The organism is Bacteroides sp. D55t1_190419_B8 (genome assembly GCF_015558905.1).
GTDB classification, from domain to species: domain Bacteria; phylum Bacteroidota; class Bacteroidia; order Bacteroidales; family Bacteroidaceae; genus Bacteroides; species Bacteroides vicugnae.
Window position 1 is genome coordinate 142,112 of record NZ_JADMOU010000003.1, and the last position, 15,934, is coordinate 158,045.

9 protein-coding genes are annotated in these 15,934 nt (G+C 43.3%); 4 read left to right on the forward strand and 5 right to left on the reverse strand.

Annotation, left to right across the window (positions count from 1 at the left end; genetic code table 11):
* Positions 1-133: 133 nt before the first annotated feature.
* The 4 genes from I2I13_RS04110 (at position 134) to I2I13_RS04125 (ending at position 7,931) form a co-directional block, all read left to right on the forward strand.
* Positions 134-2,848 (forward strand): sugar-binding domain-containing protein, encoded by a 2,715-nt coding sequence (locus I2I13_RS04110; RefSeq protein WP_195648878.1) that lies wholly within the window; start codon positions 134-136, stop codon positions 2,846-2,848.
* 11 nt (positions 2,849-2,859) lie between these two features.
* Positions 2,860-4,722: an FAD-dependent oxidoreductase gene (locus I2I13_RS04115; RefSeq protein WP_195648879.1), complete on the forward strand. Its 1,863-nt coding sequence runs from the start codon at positions 2,860-2,862 to the stop codon at positions 4,720-4,722.
* Positions 4,723-4,793: 71 nt separating this feature from the next.
* Positions 4,794-5,894, forward strand: a complete 1,101-nt coding sequence (locus I2I13_RS04120; RefSeq protein ID WP_195648880.1) for a glycoside hydrolase family 105 protein — start codon at positions 4,794-4,796, stop codon at positions 5,892-5,894.
* A gap of 222 nt (positions 5,895-6,116) precedes the next feature.
* The gene (locus I2I13_RS04125) at positions 6,117-7,931 is read left to right on the forward strand and encodes a glycoside hydrolase family 2 protein (protein ID WP_195648881.1); all 1,815 of its coding nucleotides are present in this window, start codon (positions 6,117-6,119) and stop codon (positions 7,929-7,931) included.
* 103 nt (positions 7,932-8,034) lie between these two features.
* On the opposite strand, the gene I2I13_RS04130 is transcribed toward I2I13_RS04125, so the two are convergent.
* The 5 genes from I2I13_RS04130 to I2I13_RS04150 form a co-directional block, all read right to left on the reverse strand.
* On the reverse strand, positions 8,035-9,555 hold the full coding sequence (locus I2I13_RS04130; protein ID WP_195648882.1) for an arylsulfatase: 1,521 nt from the start codon (positions 9,553-9,555) through the stop codon (positions 8,035-8,037).
* Between the two features lie 530 nt (positions 9,556-10,085).
* The gene (locus I2I13_RS04135) at positions 10,086-11,465 is read right to left on the reverse strand and encodes a sulfatase (RefSeq protein ID WP_195648883.1); all 1,380 of its coding nucleotides are present in this window, start codon (positions 11,463-11,465) and stop codon (positions 10,086-10,088) included.
* Between the two features lie 34 nt (positions 11,466-11,499).
* Entirely contained in the window at positions 11,500-12,876 is a 1,377-nt protein-coding gene (locus I2I13_RS04140; RefSeq protein ID WP_195648884.1) for an arylsulfatase, read from the reverse strand.
* 54 nt (positions 12,877-12,930) lie between these two features.
* A complete protein-coding gene (locus tag I2I13_RS04145) occupies positions 12,931-14,301 on the reverse strand; it encodes a sulfatase (RefSeq protein ID WP_195648885.1) in 1,371 nt (456 codons plus the stop codon).
* Positions 14,302-14,317: 16 nt separating this feature from the next.
* A complete protein-coding gene (locus I2I13_RS04150) occupies positions 14,318-15,910 on the reverse strand; it encodes an arylsulfatase (protein WP_167511710.1) in 1,593 nt (530 codons plus the stop codon).
* Between the last annotated feature and the right edge of the window lie 24 nt (positions 15,911-15,934).

The window sequence follows — 15,934 nt, forward strand, 5'->3', positions numbered from 1 at the left end:
CCAAACCTATATTTTCATTATACGATAGACATACCCCATTCTTATCCGGTCCACAATCTTTAAATTTGCCTACATTCTAATGAATACAGAAAATGAATAACTTAGATTTAAAACCGTGAAAAATATAATGAATATGCACAGCTCTATTAAAGTTCTATTTTCTATTTATCTATTATGTATCTATACAACAATAGCAACCGGACAAAATAGAATAAACAATGCCAGAGATACTCAACATCTTTGGCTCGATTCAGAGATTGGTCATCAGGGTGACTATCAGTGGAAAATGATCAAAGCAGGAGATGCAGCAGACCCCGGCGAGAAGATCTCGTTATCCAATTATGCAACTGCAAATTGGATGCCGGCTATCGTGCCCGGAACAGTGTTGAATTCTTTGGTGTATAATAAAAAATATCCGGAGCCTTATTATGGAATCAATAATAAGATTGAATCAAAATTGATACCGGATATTTCTAAAACCGGACGTGATTTTTATACCTACTGGTTCCGTACAGATTTTACAGTTCCGCAGTCATTTAAGGGAAAGACTGTCTGGTTACAGTTGGATGGTATTAACTATCGGGCGGAAATTTGGGTGAATGGTAACTTGTTGAGTACAATGAACGGCATGTTCATTCAGGACTATATCGATGTCACAGACTTCGTGAAAGTCGGAGAGAGCAACGGACTGGCCATAAAAGTCTACCCGGTAGATGTTCCCGGAAGTACAAAGCCAAAGTCTTGGGGAGCAGCCGGTGAATTTCATAACGGTGGAAACGGTAACATTGGTTTGAATACTACGATGCTGATGACTGTGGGCTGGGATTTCACGTTTATGGATGGTATTCGTGACCGTAATACAGGTATATGGAAGAATATTTCCCTTTATGCTACAGGCAGAGTAGCATTGCGCCATCCTTTTGTTAAATCTGAATTGCGAAAGCCCGATTATGACCAGGCTTGTGAGACTGTATCAGTTGAAATTATCAATCCATCAACCAATAATCGGGTAATCAGTTGCAAGGTAAAGGGTGAAATTGTGGGTGAGAATATCACTTTCGAAAAGACTTTCCGACTAATGCGCGGAGAAGAAAAAATAGCTACCTTCACTCCTGAAGAGTTTCCGCAACTTATCATCAACTCTCCAAAACTTTGGTGGCCTGTCAATAAAGGACCACAAAACTTATATGACCTGAAGCTGACAGTGTCAGTTGATGGTAAAGAATGTGATTCAGTGAAAACAAGATTTGGTATTCGAGAAATTGTTTCGGATAGAAAGACTCCGGACAAATCACGTGTCTTTTATGTGAATGGTAAACGATTGTTTATCCGTGGCACTAACTGGATACCGGAAGCCATGTTGAGAACTTCGGATGAGCGTACTTATGCTGAATTACGTTATTCTCGTCAGTCGGGCGTCAACCTTTTGAGAATGTGGGGAGGTGGTATCGCAGAATCCGATTACTTCTTCCAGTTGTGTGATGAATTAGGACTGTTGGTATGGCAGGAATTCTGGATGACAGGTGACACTCGTCATCCGCATGATAAAGCTCTCTATATGAGCAATGTGGAATCTACCGTAAAACGTATTCGCAATCATCCTTCTTTGGCTTATTACGTTGCTTCCAATGAAAGTACAGAAGTTACAGGTACTCCTGAATTACTGAATAAACTGGATGGCACACGTGGATTCCAGATGCAGTCCGAATGTGAAGGAGTGCATGATGGCAGCCCTTACAAACAGGTAAATCCGATGCAGCATTATGAAAATACAGCCTCTCCTAGAGGAAGTCGAGTAGACGGGTTTAATCCGGAATACGGTGCGCCTACTCTCCCGACTGTGGAAATCCTTCGGGAAATGATGGATGAAAAAGACCTTTGGCCGATCAATAAGGAAGTATGGGATTATCTGGATGGAAATGGTTTCCATCTGATGAGCACTATGTATACAGACTTGGTGAATAATTACGGAAAATCCTCTTCCATCGATGAGTTTGCACAGAAAGGACAATTGTTGGGTGCTATTAATTCGAAGAGTATCTGGGAAGTATGGAACTACAATAAACTGGATTACGGTGACCGGTTCTGTTCCGGACTACTGTTCTGGTATCATAACTGCTCCATGCCTCAAGTGGCTTCCCGCATGTGGGACTGGTCTTTGGAACCGACAGCGTCGCTTTATCATACAGCTAACTCATTAGAGCCATTGCATGCGCAGTTTGACTATCTGAAAAATACGGTATCTGTAGTGAATGATTATTACCGTGAATTTAAGAACTACAAGGTGACAGCACAGGTGTATGACATTAACAGTCGGAAAGTATTCGAAGAATCAGCTACTGTGAATCTGCCTTCGGATGGAGTGGTGAACGATGCATTGACCATTCGTTTTCCGGAAAGTATATCTCAAGTCCATTTTATCAAGCTGATTTTGAAAGATGAGAAAGGAAAAGATGTTTCTTCTAACTTCTATTGGCGTTCTAATGACAAATATGAAGGTAGTAAGACTTTGACCGGTCCGGCAGCTTCAGGTTTCGAGGATTTGAGTAAACTGAAGCAGGCAAAAGTGAAACTTACCTATAAAGTAAGAGAAGATAATACTAACTACTTTGTAGATATTACTTTGAGAAATGCATCCGGTCAGATTGCTTTCTTTAACCAGTTGCAATTCCTGAACTCAAATATGAGTCCGATACGTCCGTCGTTCTATACAGACAATTTCTTCTCTCTGATGCCGGGTGAAAAGAAAACGGTAACCATTGAGACTGCAAAAGAGAAGTTGAAAGATGGAGCAGTATTGACGCTGAAAGGCTGGAATACAAATGCACAAAAGTATAAACTGAAATAAAGATAAGCAACGTGAAACGAATCTACATTCTTGGCTTTTTATTAATAATAAGCTGGAACCTATTCGCACAGAATAGTTTTGACTTAGTTATTGTCGGAGGCAATCCTGGTGGTATAATGACAGCAATTGCTGCTGCAAGACAGGGCAAGACCTCTGTTATTCTGGAACGCACCAACCATCTTGGCGGTCTTCCTGCCAACGGATTGGGAGCAACAGACATTGCCACCCGGAAAGCTACTACCGGTTTGTTTGCCGAATTCACGAAGAAAGTGAAACAATACTACATCAAACATTACGGAGAGAACTCCCGGCAAGTAGAAGATTGTAGTGACGGATTCCACTTCGAACCCTCCGTTGCGGCATTCATTTATCAGGAAATGTTGAACGAACATAAAGATAAGATAACCGTTCTTCTTATGCGTCAGTTTGATACAGCGTATCAAAATATCAACGTCAAAAACGGACATATCGAAAACATTAGTGTACTAAATCGTGAAAATGGACGAAAAGAACTGTACCAAGGCAAGATCTTTGTAGATGCTACCTATGAAGGAGACTTGGGAGCTGCAGCCGGTGTACCTTTCCGTGTCGGCAGAGAAAGTAAGGAAGAGTATGGAGAACCCGGTGCAGGGAGAACTTACGAATATTGGAAAAGCCAACCGTCAGAAGACAGTACAGGAGAATCCGATAATGCAATACAAGCATACAATTATCGTCTTTGCCTGACAAACAACCCGGAAAACCAGATTCCTTTCCCAAAACCGGAGTCTTACAATCGTGATGAATATATTTCACTCATTGAAGACGTATGGACCGGAAAAAACACGCAAAAAATTATGTCGAAAGTGACAAACGAAATGATGGAAGAAAACCGCCGGCATATTGCACAAGGAAACCGCACCAAACTACCGGGAGATAATTGGGGTATTAAAAAGTTAAGTAGCCTGGTGAAATTGCCCAATCAAAAAGTGGATGGTAATAATCAGCATGCCGCTTTCCTTTCCACCGATTTGCCTGAAGAAAACTGGCCTTGGCCCACTTCTTCCTGGGAATGGCGGGACAAATTCGCCAAACGCTTGAAAGACTACACACTAGGCTTGTTCTGGTTTGCCCAACACGATCCGGCACTTCCCGAACATTTTCGTAAAGATATAGCAAAGTGGGGATTAGCTAAAGACGAATATCAAGATAATGAAAACTTTCCACGTCAGGTTTATGTGCGCGAAGGAAGGCGCTTTGAAGGTGTCTATTTTTTCACCGCCAAAGACGCTTTACCGGTTGAACAAGGAAAACGTCCTCCTCTGCATCCCCATAGTGTTACTGCAAGTCATTATGCACTTGACTCACATGCCGCCCGAAAACGAGAAACAGGTAGAGTGCACTTGGATGGCTTTATCAGTTACCCCACAGCCGTATACACTGTACCATTGGGCGTAATCCTTCCCCGGAACATAGACAATCTATTACTTCCTGTACCCGTATCCGGTTCACACATAGGATTTTCTACTCTACGAATGGAACCTTGCTGGATGGCATTAGGACAGGCAGCAGGAATAACAGCCTCGCTTGCAATAGATTGCAGAGTATCTGTACGTGATATAGATACAACCATGCTGCAAGATTTACTAATCCGCCAAAAAGCAACTCTGGTTTACTACCGTGATATAAAACCGGAAGATGCAAATTTCCCTCTAGTACAATATATGGGATTACGAGGGTATCTACCTGAATGGGAGGCGAATTTACAGGACGCAATAGACAATGAGACATTACGGAAGTGGAGTAAGTTGTGCGGACACAGCCTCCAGGCTACTCCGGGAATAACGCCCAGAATAGAGGTGCTGCAACAGATTTACGATCAGATTTTCCTATAACAATGTTACCGTTCTAATTAAGGGATTCAATCTCCAAAAGCAAAATATTTAATAGAATAAAATCAATTATTATGTACAAAAAAGCATTATTTCTTTTATGTCTTCTACCTATCCAAATCTTAGTTGCCCAAACCGGTGCATTAAAAAACTTTCCTGATGGTAGCACTCCCGACGAGATAGGCAAGCGTCTGGCATCTCGTTTTGTAAAATCCAAGCATCTCCTTCATGCAAACAAATGGATTGGCTATCCGGAAACATGTAGTTGGAACGGTGCTCTTAAGTTTGCAACAATCACCAAGGATAAGAGACTCACGCAAATGCTGAAAGAAAAGTTTGAGCCTCTATTCACTACCGATAATAGAATATTGCCTGCCATGACTCATGTTGACCAAAATATGTTCGGAAGTTTGCCTTTAGAGTTTTATCGGATCACCAAGGAAAAACGATATAAGGAATTAGGAATGCCTTATGCCGACACTCAATGGGAAATCCCGGAAAATGCAACAATAAAGCAAAAGGGATGGGCTGATAAAGGTTATACATGGCAAACTCGCCTATGGATTGATGATATGTACATGATAACCATTGTACAGACACAAGCATATAAAGTGACTAAAGATAAAAAATACCTTGATCGCACAGCTAAAGAAATGGTGATGTATTTGGATGAACTACAACGCCCGAATGGTCTTTTCTATCATGCTCCGGATGTGCCGTACTATTGGGGACGTGGGAACGGATGGGTAGCCGCAGGTATGGCAGAGCTACTTCAATGTCTGCCCAAAAAGCACAAAGACCGTCCTCGTATTCTACAAGGGTTCCGGACAATGATGGAAAGTCTGAAAAGATATCGTAACCCGGAAGGTTTGTGGAATCAGCTGATCGATCAGCCAGACTGCTGGACCGAAACATCCGGATCGGCCATGTTCACTTTCGCGTTCATCAAAGGAGTAAAGAATGGATGGTTGGATGCAAAAGAATATGCGCCAGTCGCCCGCAAAGCCTGGATAGCTTTAGTTCGATATATCAATGATGAGAATGATGTAAAAGAAGTGTGCATCGGAACCAATAAGAAAAACGACAAACAATATTATTATGATCGCCCGCGCCGTACAGGAGACTTCCATGGACAGGCTCCCTATCTTTGGTGCGCTGCTGCTCTTTTAGAATAATAATACTTGCCGAGAATTCTAGAAACACCCTATAAAGGTTGTTGTTTTGCCCTTTGTCGGGACTTTAACAGGCACCAAAAGGCTTTTTGGGGCAAAAAAGAAGAGATTTTGCTGTTTTTTGAACGGCAAGTTTCCTTTATTCTCTTTAAATTCCACTTTCTTTGCAATGTTCCTTCTTATGGAATTTATATCTAATAACTAATTATAATGTATACCATGAACATGAAAAAGAATTTTCTAACAATGCTACTTGCATTGGCTCTATGCAGTTCGACTTTTGCTCAATGGAAACCTGCCGGTGACAAAATCAAGACATCGTGGGGAGAACAGCTCGATCCTAAAAATGTATTGCCGGAATATCCGCGTCCTATCATGGAACGTAGTGACTGGAAAAACCTGAACGGGCTTTGGAAATATGCAATCACAAAGAAGGGAACTCCTGCACCTGCAGCTTACCAGGGTGACATTCTGGTTCCTTTTGCTGTAGAATCGTCTTTATCAGGTGTAGGCAAAATGATAAACGAGAAAGAGGAACTGTGGTACCAACGCACTTTCGACGTTCCTTCCAACTGGCGTGGCAAACAAGTCCTGTTGCACTTCGGAGCAGTAGACTGGAAAGCAGAAGTTTGGGTGAATGACGTAAAGGTAGGTGAACACACAGGCGGATTTACTCCTTTCTATTTCGATATCACTTCCGTACTTAATAAAGGCAATAATGATCTGGTAGTAAAAGTATGGGACCCTTCAGATCGTGGCGAACAACCCAGAGGAAAACAAATAGCAAATCCTCATGGCATTTGGTACACTCCGGTTACAGGTATCTGGCAAACAGTGTGGTTGGAACCGGTGGCAGCACAATACATCGCTAATCTGAAAACTACTCCTAATATTGATAATAACTCTGTTAAGGTAGAAGTTGCTGCCAACACAACTTCTGCTGACAAAGTGGAAGTAAAAGTATTCGACGGCAAGAACCTTGTAGCCAAAGGTGCAGCGTTGAACGGAGTACCCGTTGAACTGGCAATGCCTGCTAATGCTAAACTGTGGTCTCCGGACTCTCCCTTCCTTTACAATATGGAAGTGACTCTGTATAAAGACGGAAAAGCAATCGACCAGGTAAAGAGCTATACTGCTATGCGTAAATATTCTATCCGCAAGGGTCCGAATGGTATCACTCGCCTGCAGTTGAACAACAAAGATTATTTCCAATTCGGTCCGCTCGACCAGGGATGGTGGCCTGATGGTTTATATACTGCACCGACAGACGAAGCTTTGGTTTACGACTTGAAGAAAACAAAAGACTTCGGCTACAACATGGTACGTAAACACGTTAAGGTAGAACCTGCACGCTGGTACACTCATTGCGACCAGTTGGGATTGATCGTATGGCAAGATATGCCGAACGGTGGTCCCAGCCCACAGTGGCAAGCACGTAACTATTTCAACGGTACAGAAGTGATTCGCTCTGCTGCTTCCGAAGCTAACTACCGCAAAGAGTGGAAAGAAATCATCGACTGTCTGTACTCTTATCCGAGTATCGCTGTATGGGTACCTTTCAATGAAGCATGGGGCCAATTCAAAACTCCGGAAATCGTAGCGTGGACCAAAGAATACGATCCTAGCCGACTGGTGAATCCTGCCAGTGGTGGTAATCACTACACTTGTGGCGATATTCTCGACCTTCACCACTATCCGGGACCAAACATGTTCCTTTACGATCCGAGACGTGCTACCGTATTGGGTGAGTACGGAGGTATCGGCCTTGTAGTAGAAGGAAACACTTGGGTGAATGACAAGAAAAACTGGGGTTATGTGAAGTTCAATACATCGGACGAAGTAACCAACGAATACATCAAATATGGCAGACATCTGTTGGAATTGATCCAGAAAGGATTCTCTGCTGCCGTATATACTCAGACAACAGACGTAGAAGGTGAAATCAACGGTCTGCTCACTTACGACCGTAAAGTAATCAAAATGGATGAAGCTAAAATCAGGGAAATCAACCAGAAAATCTGTAACTCTCTGAATAAATAATAATTAGAATAATACTCTTTTCCTTGTTGAATTTAAAAACAGCACCTCTGAAGGTCTATATTCAGGGGGCTGTTTTTTATGTTTTCATTTTTTCCCGATGGGCTTACTCTTCTTCCTGCATGAAGATCTTTACCTGATTCCAGCTATTCTCCGTATCATTCGATACTTTCTCACCGGGTGTAGAGCGTCCTTCTTCCAGATATTTCTTCATAGTCCGTTTCATCTCTTTCACCTCATTCTCATAACGTTTATCACCGATGATATTTTCTTTTTCCGAAGGGTCTTTCACGATATCAAACAATTGCATCGGAGGGAACTTAGCTACATCAACCGGTTTAACGGGATATGTCCACCCACCGGAGCCTCCGTAAAATACCAGTTTCAGTTGGGAAGTACGTAAAGACAGATACCCCTCTCCTGCCTCATGCACCAAGTCTTTGCGGGTGGAAGTGCCTTTCTTACTCAATATCGGCCACATACTGTAACTGTCGACGGCTTCTTCCGTCTCCAAATTGTGGTTAAGCATTTCGGCAAAGGTAGCATAAAAGTCAATCAACGAAACCAGAGAGTTATTTGTCTCTTTCCCGTATTTACCTTTCCAGGAGACAATAAGCGGTATTCTGTGACCGCCTTCATAAATATCACTCTTATAGCCTTTGTAGATATAACTGGGGAAATGCCCCTGTCTTTCCATATCTTTGACGCCTATATAGGCAGCACAGCCATTGTCCGAAGCAAATACGATGATGGTGTTATCCAGTTGTTTATTCTTCTTCAATGTTTCTACAATTTGGCGCACCATGTCGTCTATCATGACTACAAAATCACCATAGGGACCGATGCTGGTTTTACCCTGAAATTCTTTCGAAGGCAATATAGGTGTGTGGGGAGCAGTAATAGGCAAATATAAGAAGAACGGTTTCTTACTGCCTTTCTGCTCATTGATATAGTTCAGGCTGTGACGGATGATGTTGGGAAAACATTCTTCCGGTTTGAAGTCAGCTCCTGCCATTCCTCCGTGCATCAGTAAAGCCAGGTTCTTTTTCTGGGGTTCTATCACATGATCGGGGATAGAGGTTGCCTTATTGTTTTCCACGTAAACATAGGGAGAAATATCCAGTGATGCAGGGATGCCGAAGTAATAGTCAAATCCTCTGTCGGTAGGTCCGTTCTTGATCGGGAGCGAGAAATCGATATCTTTCATGCTTCTACCGTTGTCCGTATATCCCCAGTCCCAGCCTAAATGCCATTTGCCGATACAAGCGGTATTGTATCCGTTGGCTGAAAACATTTGTGCGATGGTGCGACGTTCAGGGTCGATCATAGCAGGTGAATCACCATTAAGACCGCCTCGTTTCAGTTTGGTACGCCACGGATATCTTCCGGTCAGGAGAGAATATCTGGAAGGAGTGGATAAAGCAGAGGAAGCATGGGCATCCGTAAAGGCAATTCCGTGCCCGGCCAGTTTGTCGATGTTAGGAGTATGGATTTTAGATTCGGGATTGAAGGCGGAGATGTCTCCGTAACCTAAATCGTCAGCCAATATAAACACGATATTGGGTGTTTGCGCCTTTACAGCAGTTACTGCAAAAAGTGCAGAAGAGATTGTGATTAGTTTATTCATATATATAATGTATTAGAACCGTAGTTAATAGGTGATATCGCCTATGCCTTCATGTTTTCCAAGCGGCATGCCCGTATTATCCTACTGCCATCTCTTTCGTTCCACTCCAGTGAACGACCTCTTTCACTCCAGTGAACAGGTCTGTGCACTCTAGTAAACAGTTTGTGCCACTCTAGTGGAACGATGCAGATGCTTTATCAATAACAAGGCAAGAACGAATGGAAAACAGGAGGACATCAGGTTGTTTGAACGGAAAATGCTCTTCATCTGTTTTCAATGTAGGCGTTTACAGTACCCATCATCCGTGCAATTTCGATGAGAAGTGTATGAGAAATGATTGAAAAACGTATGAGAGAAAGCCCTTTTTCCGTTAAAATATCTATAAAAAGTATGAGAGATGCCTGTTTTAAAAACATCTCTCATACTATATACATTTAATTACAAGCTTATTATCGAGATTTTATGAGAAATGAGAAATAAAAAAATAAAATCTCTTTCAGAGAGCAAATAACGATAGCATTGTTGGAATGCTATGCATTGGCTGCTTTCTTCTGCCTGTTCTTAGGGGTGCGTGGCTGGTCTTTATCAGCTCCGGTATCATTTTGCTGCTTCATCCATTTCTGCAGTTCCATCGTCAGTTCAGCTTTCTTCTTACTATATTTCTTCATATCCGCCAGATTATTCATCTCGAACGGATCTTTCTTGATATCATATAGCTCGAATTCAGGACGATTCTTGTAACGGTTCAATATTTTATGTGCCTGATCCGACTCCTGTGCTTTCCAGGAGAGATACCATTCTGCCTTTTCAATATGTTTTTCCACGTATGTTTCTTCCGGAGTCAGATTCCAGATCAAGCGATAGTGTCCGTCTGAAATGGAGCGAATCGGATAGGCCGGACCTTCGGGAACATTGTTGTGAACATGATAAGCATATTTATGGTGTGTCTTCGTTTTCCCCTGAAACACACCCAGCAAGCTCTTTCCGTCTATCACGTCAGGAATTTCTCCGCCTGCAACATCGATGAACGTAGGAAGAAGATCCTCATATTGAACAATGGCAGAAGTTTCCACACCCGGTTTAATGACACCCGGCCAGGAAGCAACCATCGCCGACTTGACCCCTGCACTCCAATTCGTCCATTTAGCTCCGGCAAATTGCGTACCTTGTTCGGAGATGAAAATGACAAGCGTGTTCTGCAGCAGATTCTTATCTTTCAGAATCTGCATAGCGTCACCCACCTGCTGATCGAGCAAACCGACTTCAGCCAAATATCTGGCATAGTATTCACGCGTTACTTCCGTATCAATAAATTGTGGCGGCAATTGAAGTTTCTTCCGGTCGAAGACGGAAGCGTCGCCACCCGTCCAGGGAGCATGCGAGTTGATAGAAGCCAATACCAGACAAAAAGGTTGGGAAGCATCACGCTCCATAAACTTTTCGATGCCTTTGGTATGATAGTCAGTGTTTGTACTTGTACATCCTTCAGGAAATCCCGGTACTTTCTCGAAGGGGAAGTTAGCCAAAGGCCTGATATGCCATTTCCCGGCTAATCCTACCCGATAGCCAAGTTTCCCTAGATAAATGGGAAGAGACTTTACATCAGCATTGACCGCACTATGGTTTGCATAACCACCATGATGCATCGGATACATACCTGTATACACACAATGCCGGGTAGGCGTACTCATCGAAACGGAGTTATACGCATTGTTGAATTTGATCCCCTGCTCCGCCAGTGCGTCTATATGAGGTGTCTTGTTGTTTACAGCCCCGAAACAGCCTATATCATAATAGGAGCAGTCGTCGGCTATGATTAATAGAATATTAGGTTTCGAAGGAGTTTGGGCAAACCCATTCCCTATCGCCAATCCGCCTAAAAGGCACATGCTAATCATTGATTTTTCCATCTTGTATTATTTTCAATTCATAGGGTTAACAGATTCAACGTACTACTTTCCATTCTTTAGGAGCCTTGAATCCGTCACGGCCTTTACCGTATGGAACCTCCGGTATACAAGGAGTGATGGTGTCATATTTCAAGGCAACCTGATACAGGGCCTTCACAATCTTCTCGTTTCCTGCACTGGCATTTTTCTTTTCATAAGGATCTGTTTTATAATCAACCAGAAAATCCTGTTTCAAATCAAGTCCCGGTTTCATGCCTTTTCTGATCAGTTTATAGTCTTTATTGACTACGGCTCCGTGTCCCAGATAGAAATCGCGGTCGATGCAGCTCTTCTTACCATTCAATACAGGGAGTATGCTGATACCATCATATTCACGTTTCGGACGGCTGTTATCTCCTACCAGTTCTTTCAATGTGGGAACAAGGTCAACAAAACCTGTCACCTGCGAACTCAAGTTCTTATACTGTTTCTCTGCTTTCTTCCAATAGAGAACAGCCGGAGCGTGCACGCCTCCATCCCACTCGTCGAATTTATGCCCACGCAATGGTCCTGATGAGGATCCCGGAACGCCGGCAGTACCGTTATCGCTAAAGAAGATAAAGAAAGTGTTGTCCATTATTCCTTTCTTCTTCAGGGCATCTACGATAGCTCCGATTCCTCTGTCCATGCAGGAAACCATTGCACTATAAGTCACCTTTTTCTGTTCCTTCGGTGTCAGACTGTCGAAGTTATCACAATAAAGTTTAATATCTTTTTCCTGTGCTTGCAGCGGAGTGTGAGGCGCATTATAAGCTACATACAACATAAACGGACCTTCTTTCTCATAAGCATCGATGCAACGGATAGCTTCTTTAGTTATCAGTTCGGTAGAATATCCCTTGTCATGACAAGTTTCCCAATCGTTGTGCCAATCCAATTCGCCCTCACGCGTAAGGTCGAAATAATCTATTGCACCGTTCAGGTGACCGTAGAAATGAGAAAAGCCCCTATTCATCGGATAATGCACTTTCTTCGTATGTCCCAAATGCCACTTACCGATAATGGCTCTGTTCTTATATCCGTTGCGTGCCAACATATCGGCCATCGTTTCTTCATTCTCGTCCAGACCGTCTTCACGCCAAGGCGGAATAACAGCCGAACGAACACCAAAGCGGTTCGGGTAACGTCCCGTCATCAGTCCCGCACGGGTAGGCGTACTGATAGGAGAGGTATAGAAACGTTCGAGCTCCACTCCTTCTCCAACCAGAGCATCCAGACAGGGAGTCTTGATTTCACTTCCATGAAATCCGACATCTCCCCAACCTAAATCGTCGGCCAATACAATCACAATATTAGGACGCTCTGTCTGTGCATGAAGAAATGCCGGAAGCAGAGTACATCCACAAAGCAAACCAAAAAATTCTTTTTTCATGATATACGATTTATTAATAACATTCTGTGTTTCATTCGTTTGATATGTGACGGCTTATTTTTTCTTTCCCGGCATGTGTTCGAAGGCACGCATCTCGGTAGCTTGTCCTTCGTCTCCACAATCCTTCATCCATCGTTTCAATTCTTTATCCAGCCGGCTGATGGTAGAGGCTTGTCCCGCATCTTCCGCCAAGTTTTTCATACAATACGGATCATTCTTCACATCGTACAGTTCGATAGCAGGGCGATGCTGGTATCTGGTCGTCATAGCTTTCGCATGACTATCCGTTTCCGCCAGACTTTTCCACTCCTTGAATAAAGGAGAACTCGTCATAACATTCTGAAAAGTAGCTTCCGGAGTGAGATTGACAATATATCTGTACCGGCCGTCGTATACCGAACGGATTCCGTAATACGGCGATCCGGCATTGATACCTCTCGTGGTCTGAAGGGAGAAAGAATATTTTTTATGTTCCTTCTTTTTGCCTGTCAACACCGGTTTGAAGCTTTCTCCATCCATTTTCGCCTGCGGCTTTCCTCCTGCTATGTCGACAAAGGTAGGAACAATATCGACGTATTCCACCAATGCATCACTCACGCTTGCCGGCTTAATCACTCCCGGCCAGCGGACGATACACGCAGAATGTACTCCCGCATCATAACAAGTCCATTTGGCAAAAGGCAGGCTGTTGCCTTGTTCGCTCAAATATACGACAACAGATTTATCTGTCATTTTTTCCTGATCCAGAATAGAAAGGACGTTGCCAAACTCCTGATCCATAAAATTGATTTCTGCCAGATAACGAGTAAACTGCTTGCGTGTTTGGGGAATATCCACATACATAGGGGGTAAGGTTAGTTTATCTGCATTAAACTGCGAAGCGTCTCCTTTATTCCAGGGAGTATGCGGTTGATTGGAAGCAACAAACAGACAAAAAGGGTCTCCTTTTGCTTTGCAATCGGAAACAAATTTCTGAATCGCTTCAAAATTCAAATCTCCTCCTTTCAAAGAAGGTACATAAAGGTCGAAAGGAAATACTGATTCCGGAGCGATATGCGATTTCCCGATCAATGCTACTTTATAGCCCAATGGCTGCAGATGATGCACGACACTCAATGTTCCTTCATCGGCACAAGTATGATTGGGATAAGCCCCGCTACGTACAGGCCATAAACCTGTATATAAATTATGGCGGGTAGGTGATGACATCGGGACAGCCTGATAGGCTTGTGTGAAACGTACTCCCTGGGTAGCGAAACGGTCGATATTCGGAGTTTTCGAATCAACACTTCCATAACAGCCCAGATCATAATGGGAACAGTCGTCGGCTATAAACAACACAAAGTTCGGTTTTTCCGTTTGCTGTGCATATGCCAGGCTGGTAGCACCCAATGCAACGGATGCGCTCAATAGCAATTTATTCATTTTGTGTTCCTCCTAATTATTTCTTCGGATGTTTAGGCAATACAAAGTTAGCATTCGCCCATTTCTCCCATTCGGTAACCAGTTTCGTCAATACTTCAGGGTGCTGTTCTGCCAGATTGTTACGTTCGGTGCGGTCTTTAACCACGTCATACAGTTCCCATTCTTTTCCTTTTTCGTCGCGGATCGCTTTCCAGTTGCCCCAGCGGATCGCTCTGTTGTTTTGATGTTCCCAGTACATATATTCGTGCAAAGAGTCTGTTTTCTTTTGAATAGCAGGGAAAAGACTGCTTCCTACCAATGGATATATTTTGTTTCCACCGTGATAAGTTTCCGGGTAAGCGGCTCCTGTCGCTTCCAGAATAGTCGGCATAATGTCCGGCAGATAACCGGGAACACGACACCATTCACCTTTTTTATTCTTCAGATTGTTTTTCCACGACACGATGAGAGGGGTAGAAATACCTCCTTCATAAGAACGGCATTTGTATTTGCGGAACGGAGTATTGGAAACCTGTGCCCATGCCCTTCCATAAGAAGGGAATACGCTACAAGCCGGGTCGTTGATCTCTGACACTTTTCCGCCTCCTAATTCTGCATAAGGTTCGGCACAAGCACCATTGTCGGACAGGAACATGACAAGCGTATTGTCCAGTTTATGATTCTTCTTCAGGTAATCCAGCAATTTTCCTACATTATAATCTACACAATGCACCTGTGCTGCATAAACAGCCATCCGATAGGCTACTTTATCTTTCTCCTGCTCCGTCAATTCATCCCATTTCCGGTTTTCCCATTCGGCGAATTCTGTGCTCGAGTCAATAATTCCCATTTTAGTCATCCGTTTCCGTCTTGCTTCACGAATTTCATCCCATCCTTTTTCACGATAGATCTTTGTGAATTTCTGAATGTCTTCCTCTTTCGCCTGCAACGGCCAGTGAGGAGCATTAAAAGCCAGATAAAGGAAGAAAGGTTTATCGTCTTTCTGTTCATCAACAAAGCGAATGGCATAATCAGTAAATGCATCCGTTGTATAATAAGGCGCTTCCGGAGTCGGAAGTTTGGTGTTATCTAGCGTCAACCCGCGTCCTCCTGATGGTCGAAGATAGCTGCAAGCTCCTGCCAGGATACCGTAGAAACGTTCAAATCCCCGTTGTAAAGGCCATTTTTCTTCTCCATGCATTCCCAGATGCCATTTACCAGCCATATAAGTATGGTAGCCTCCTTCTTTCAAGACCTCGGCTATTGTGACACAGTTCCGGTTCAGGAATCCTTTATATCCCGGCACTCCCCAGTCGTTCGGACTCTTTTGATTCTCTTGCTTAAACGGATCTTCGGACATTTGCCCGATGCCCGCCTGATGCTGATATAGTCCTGTCATTAAACTGGCCCGGGCGGGGCAAGAACGTGAAGTGTTGTAAAATTGGGTGAAGCGTACTCCTTTGGATGCCAACGCATCAATATTAGGGGTCAGTATTTCTCCACCGTAGCAGCCGATATCGGAATAACCCATATCATCTACCATAATCAGTACGACGTTCGGCTTTTCCTGTGCCGAACAAAACGATGCCATCAGTAAGGGGGCAGTCATTAAGAAATTCTTCTTTACCATAGTATTATCAATTATCTGGAAAAC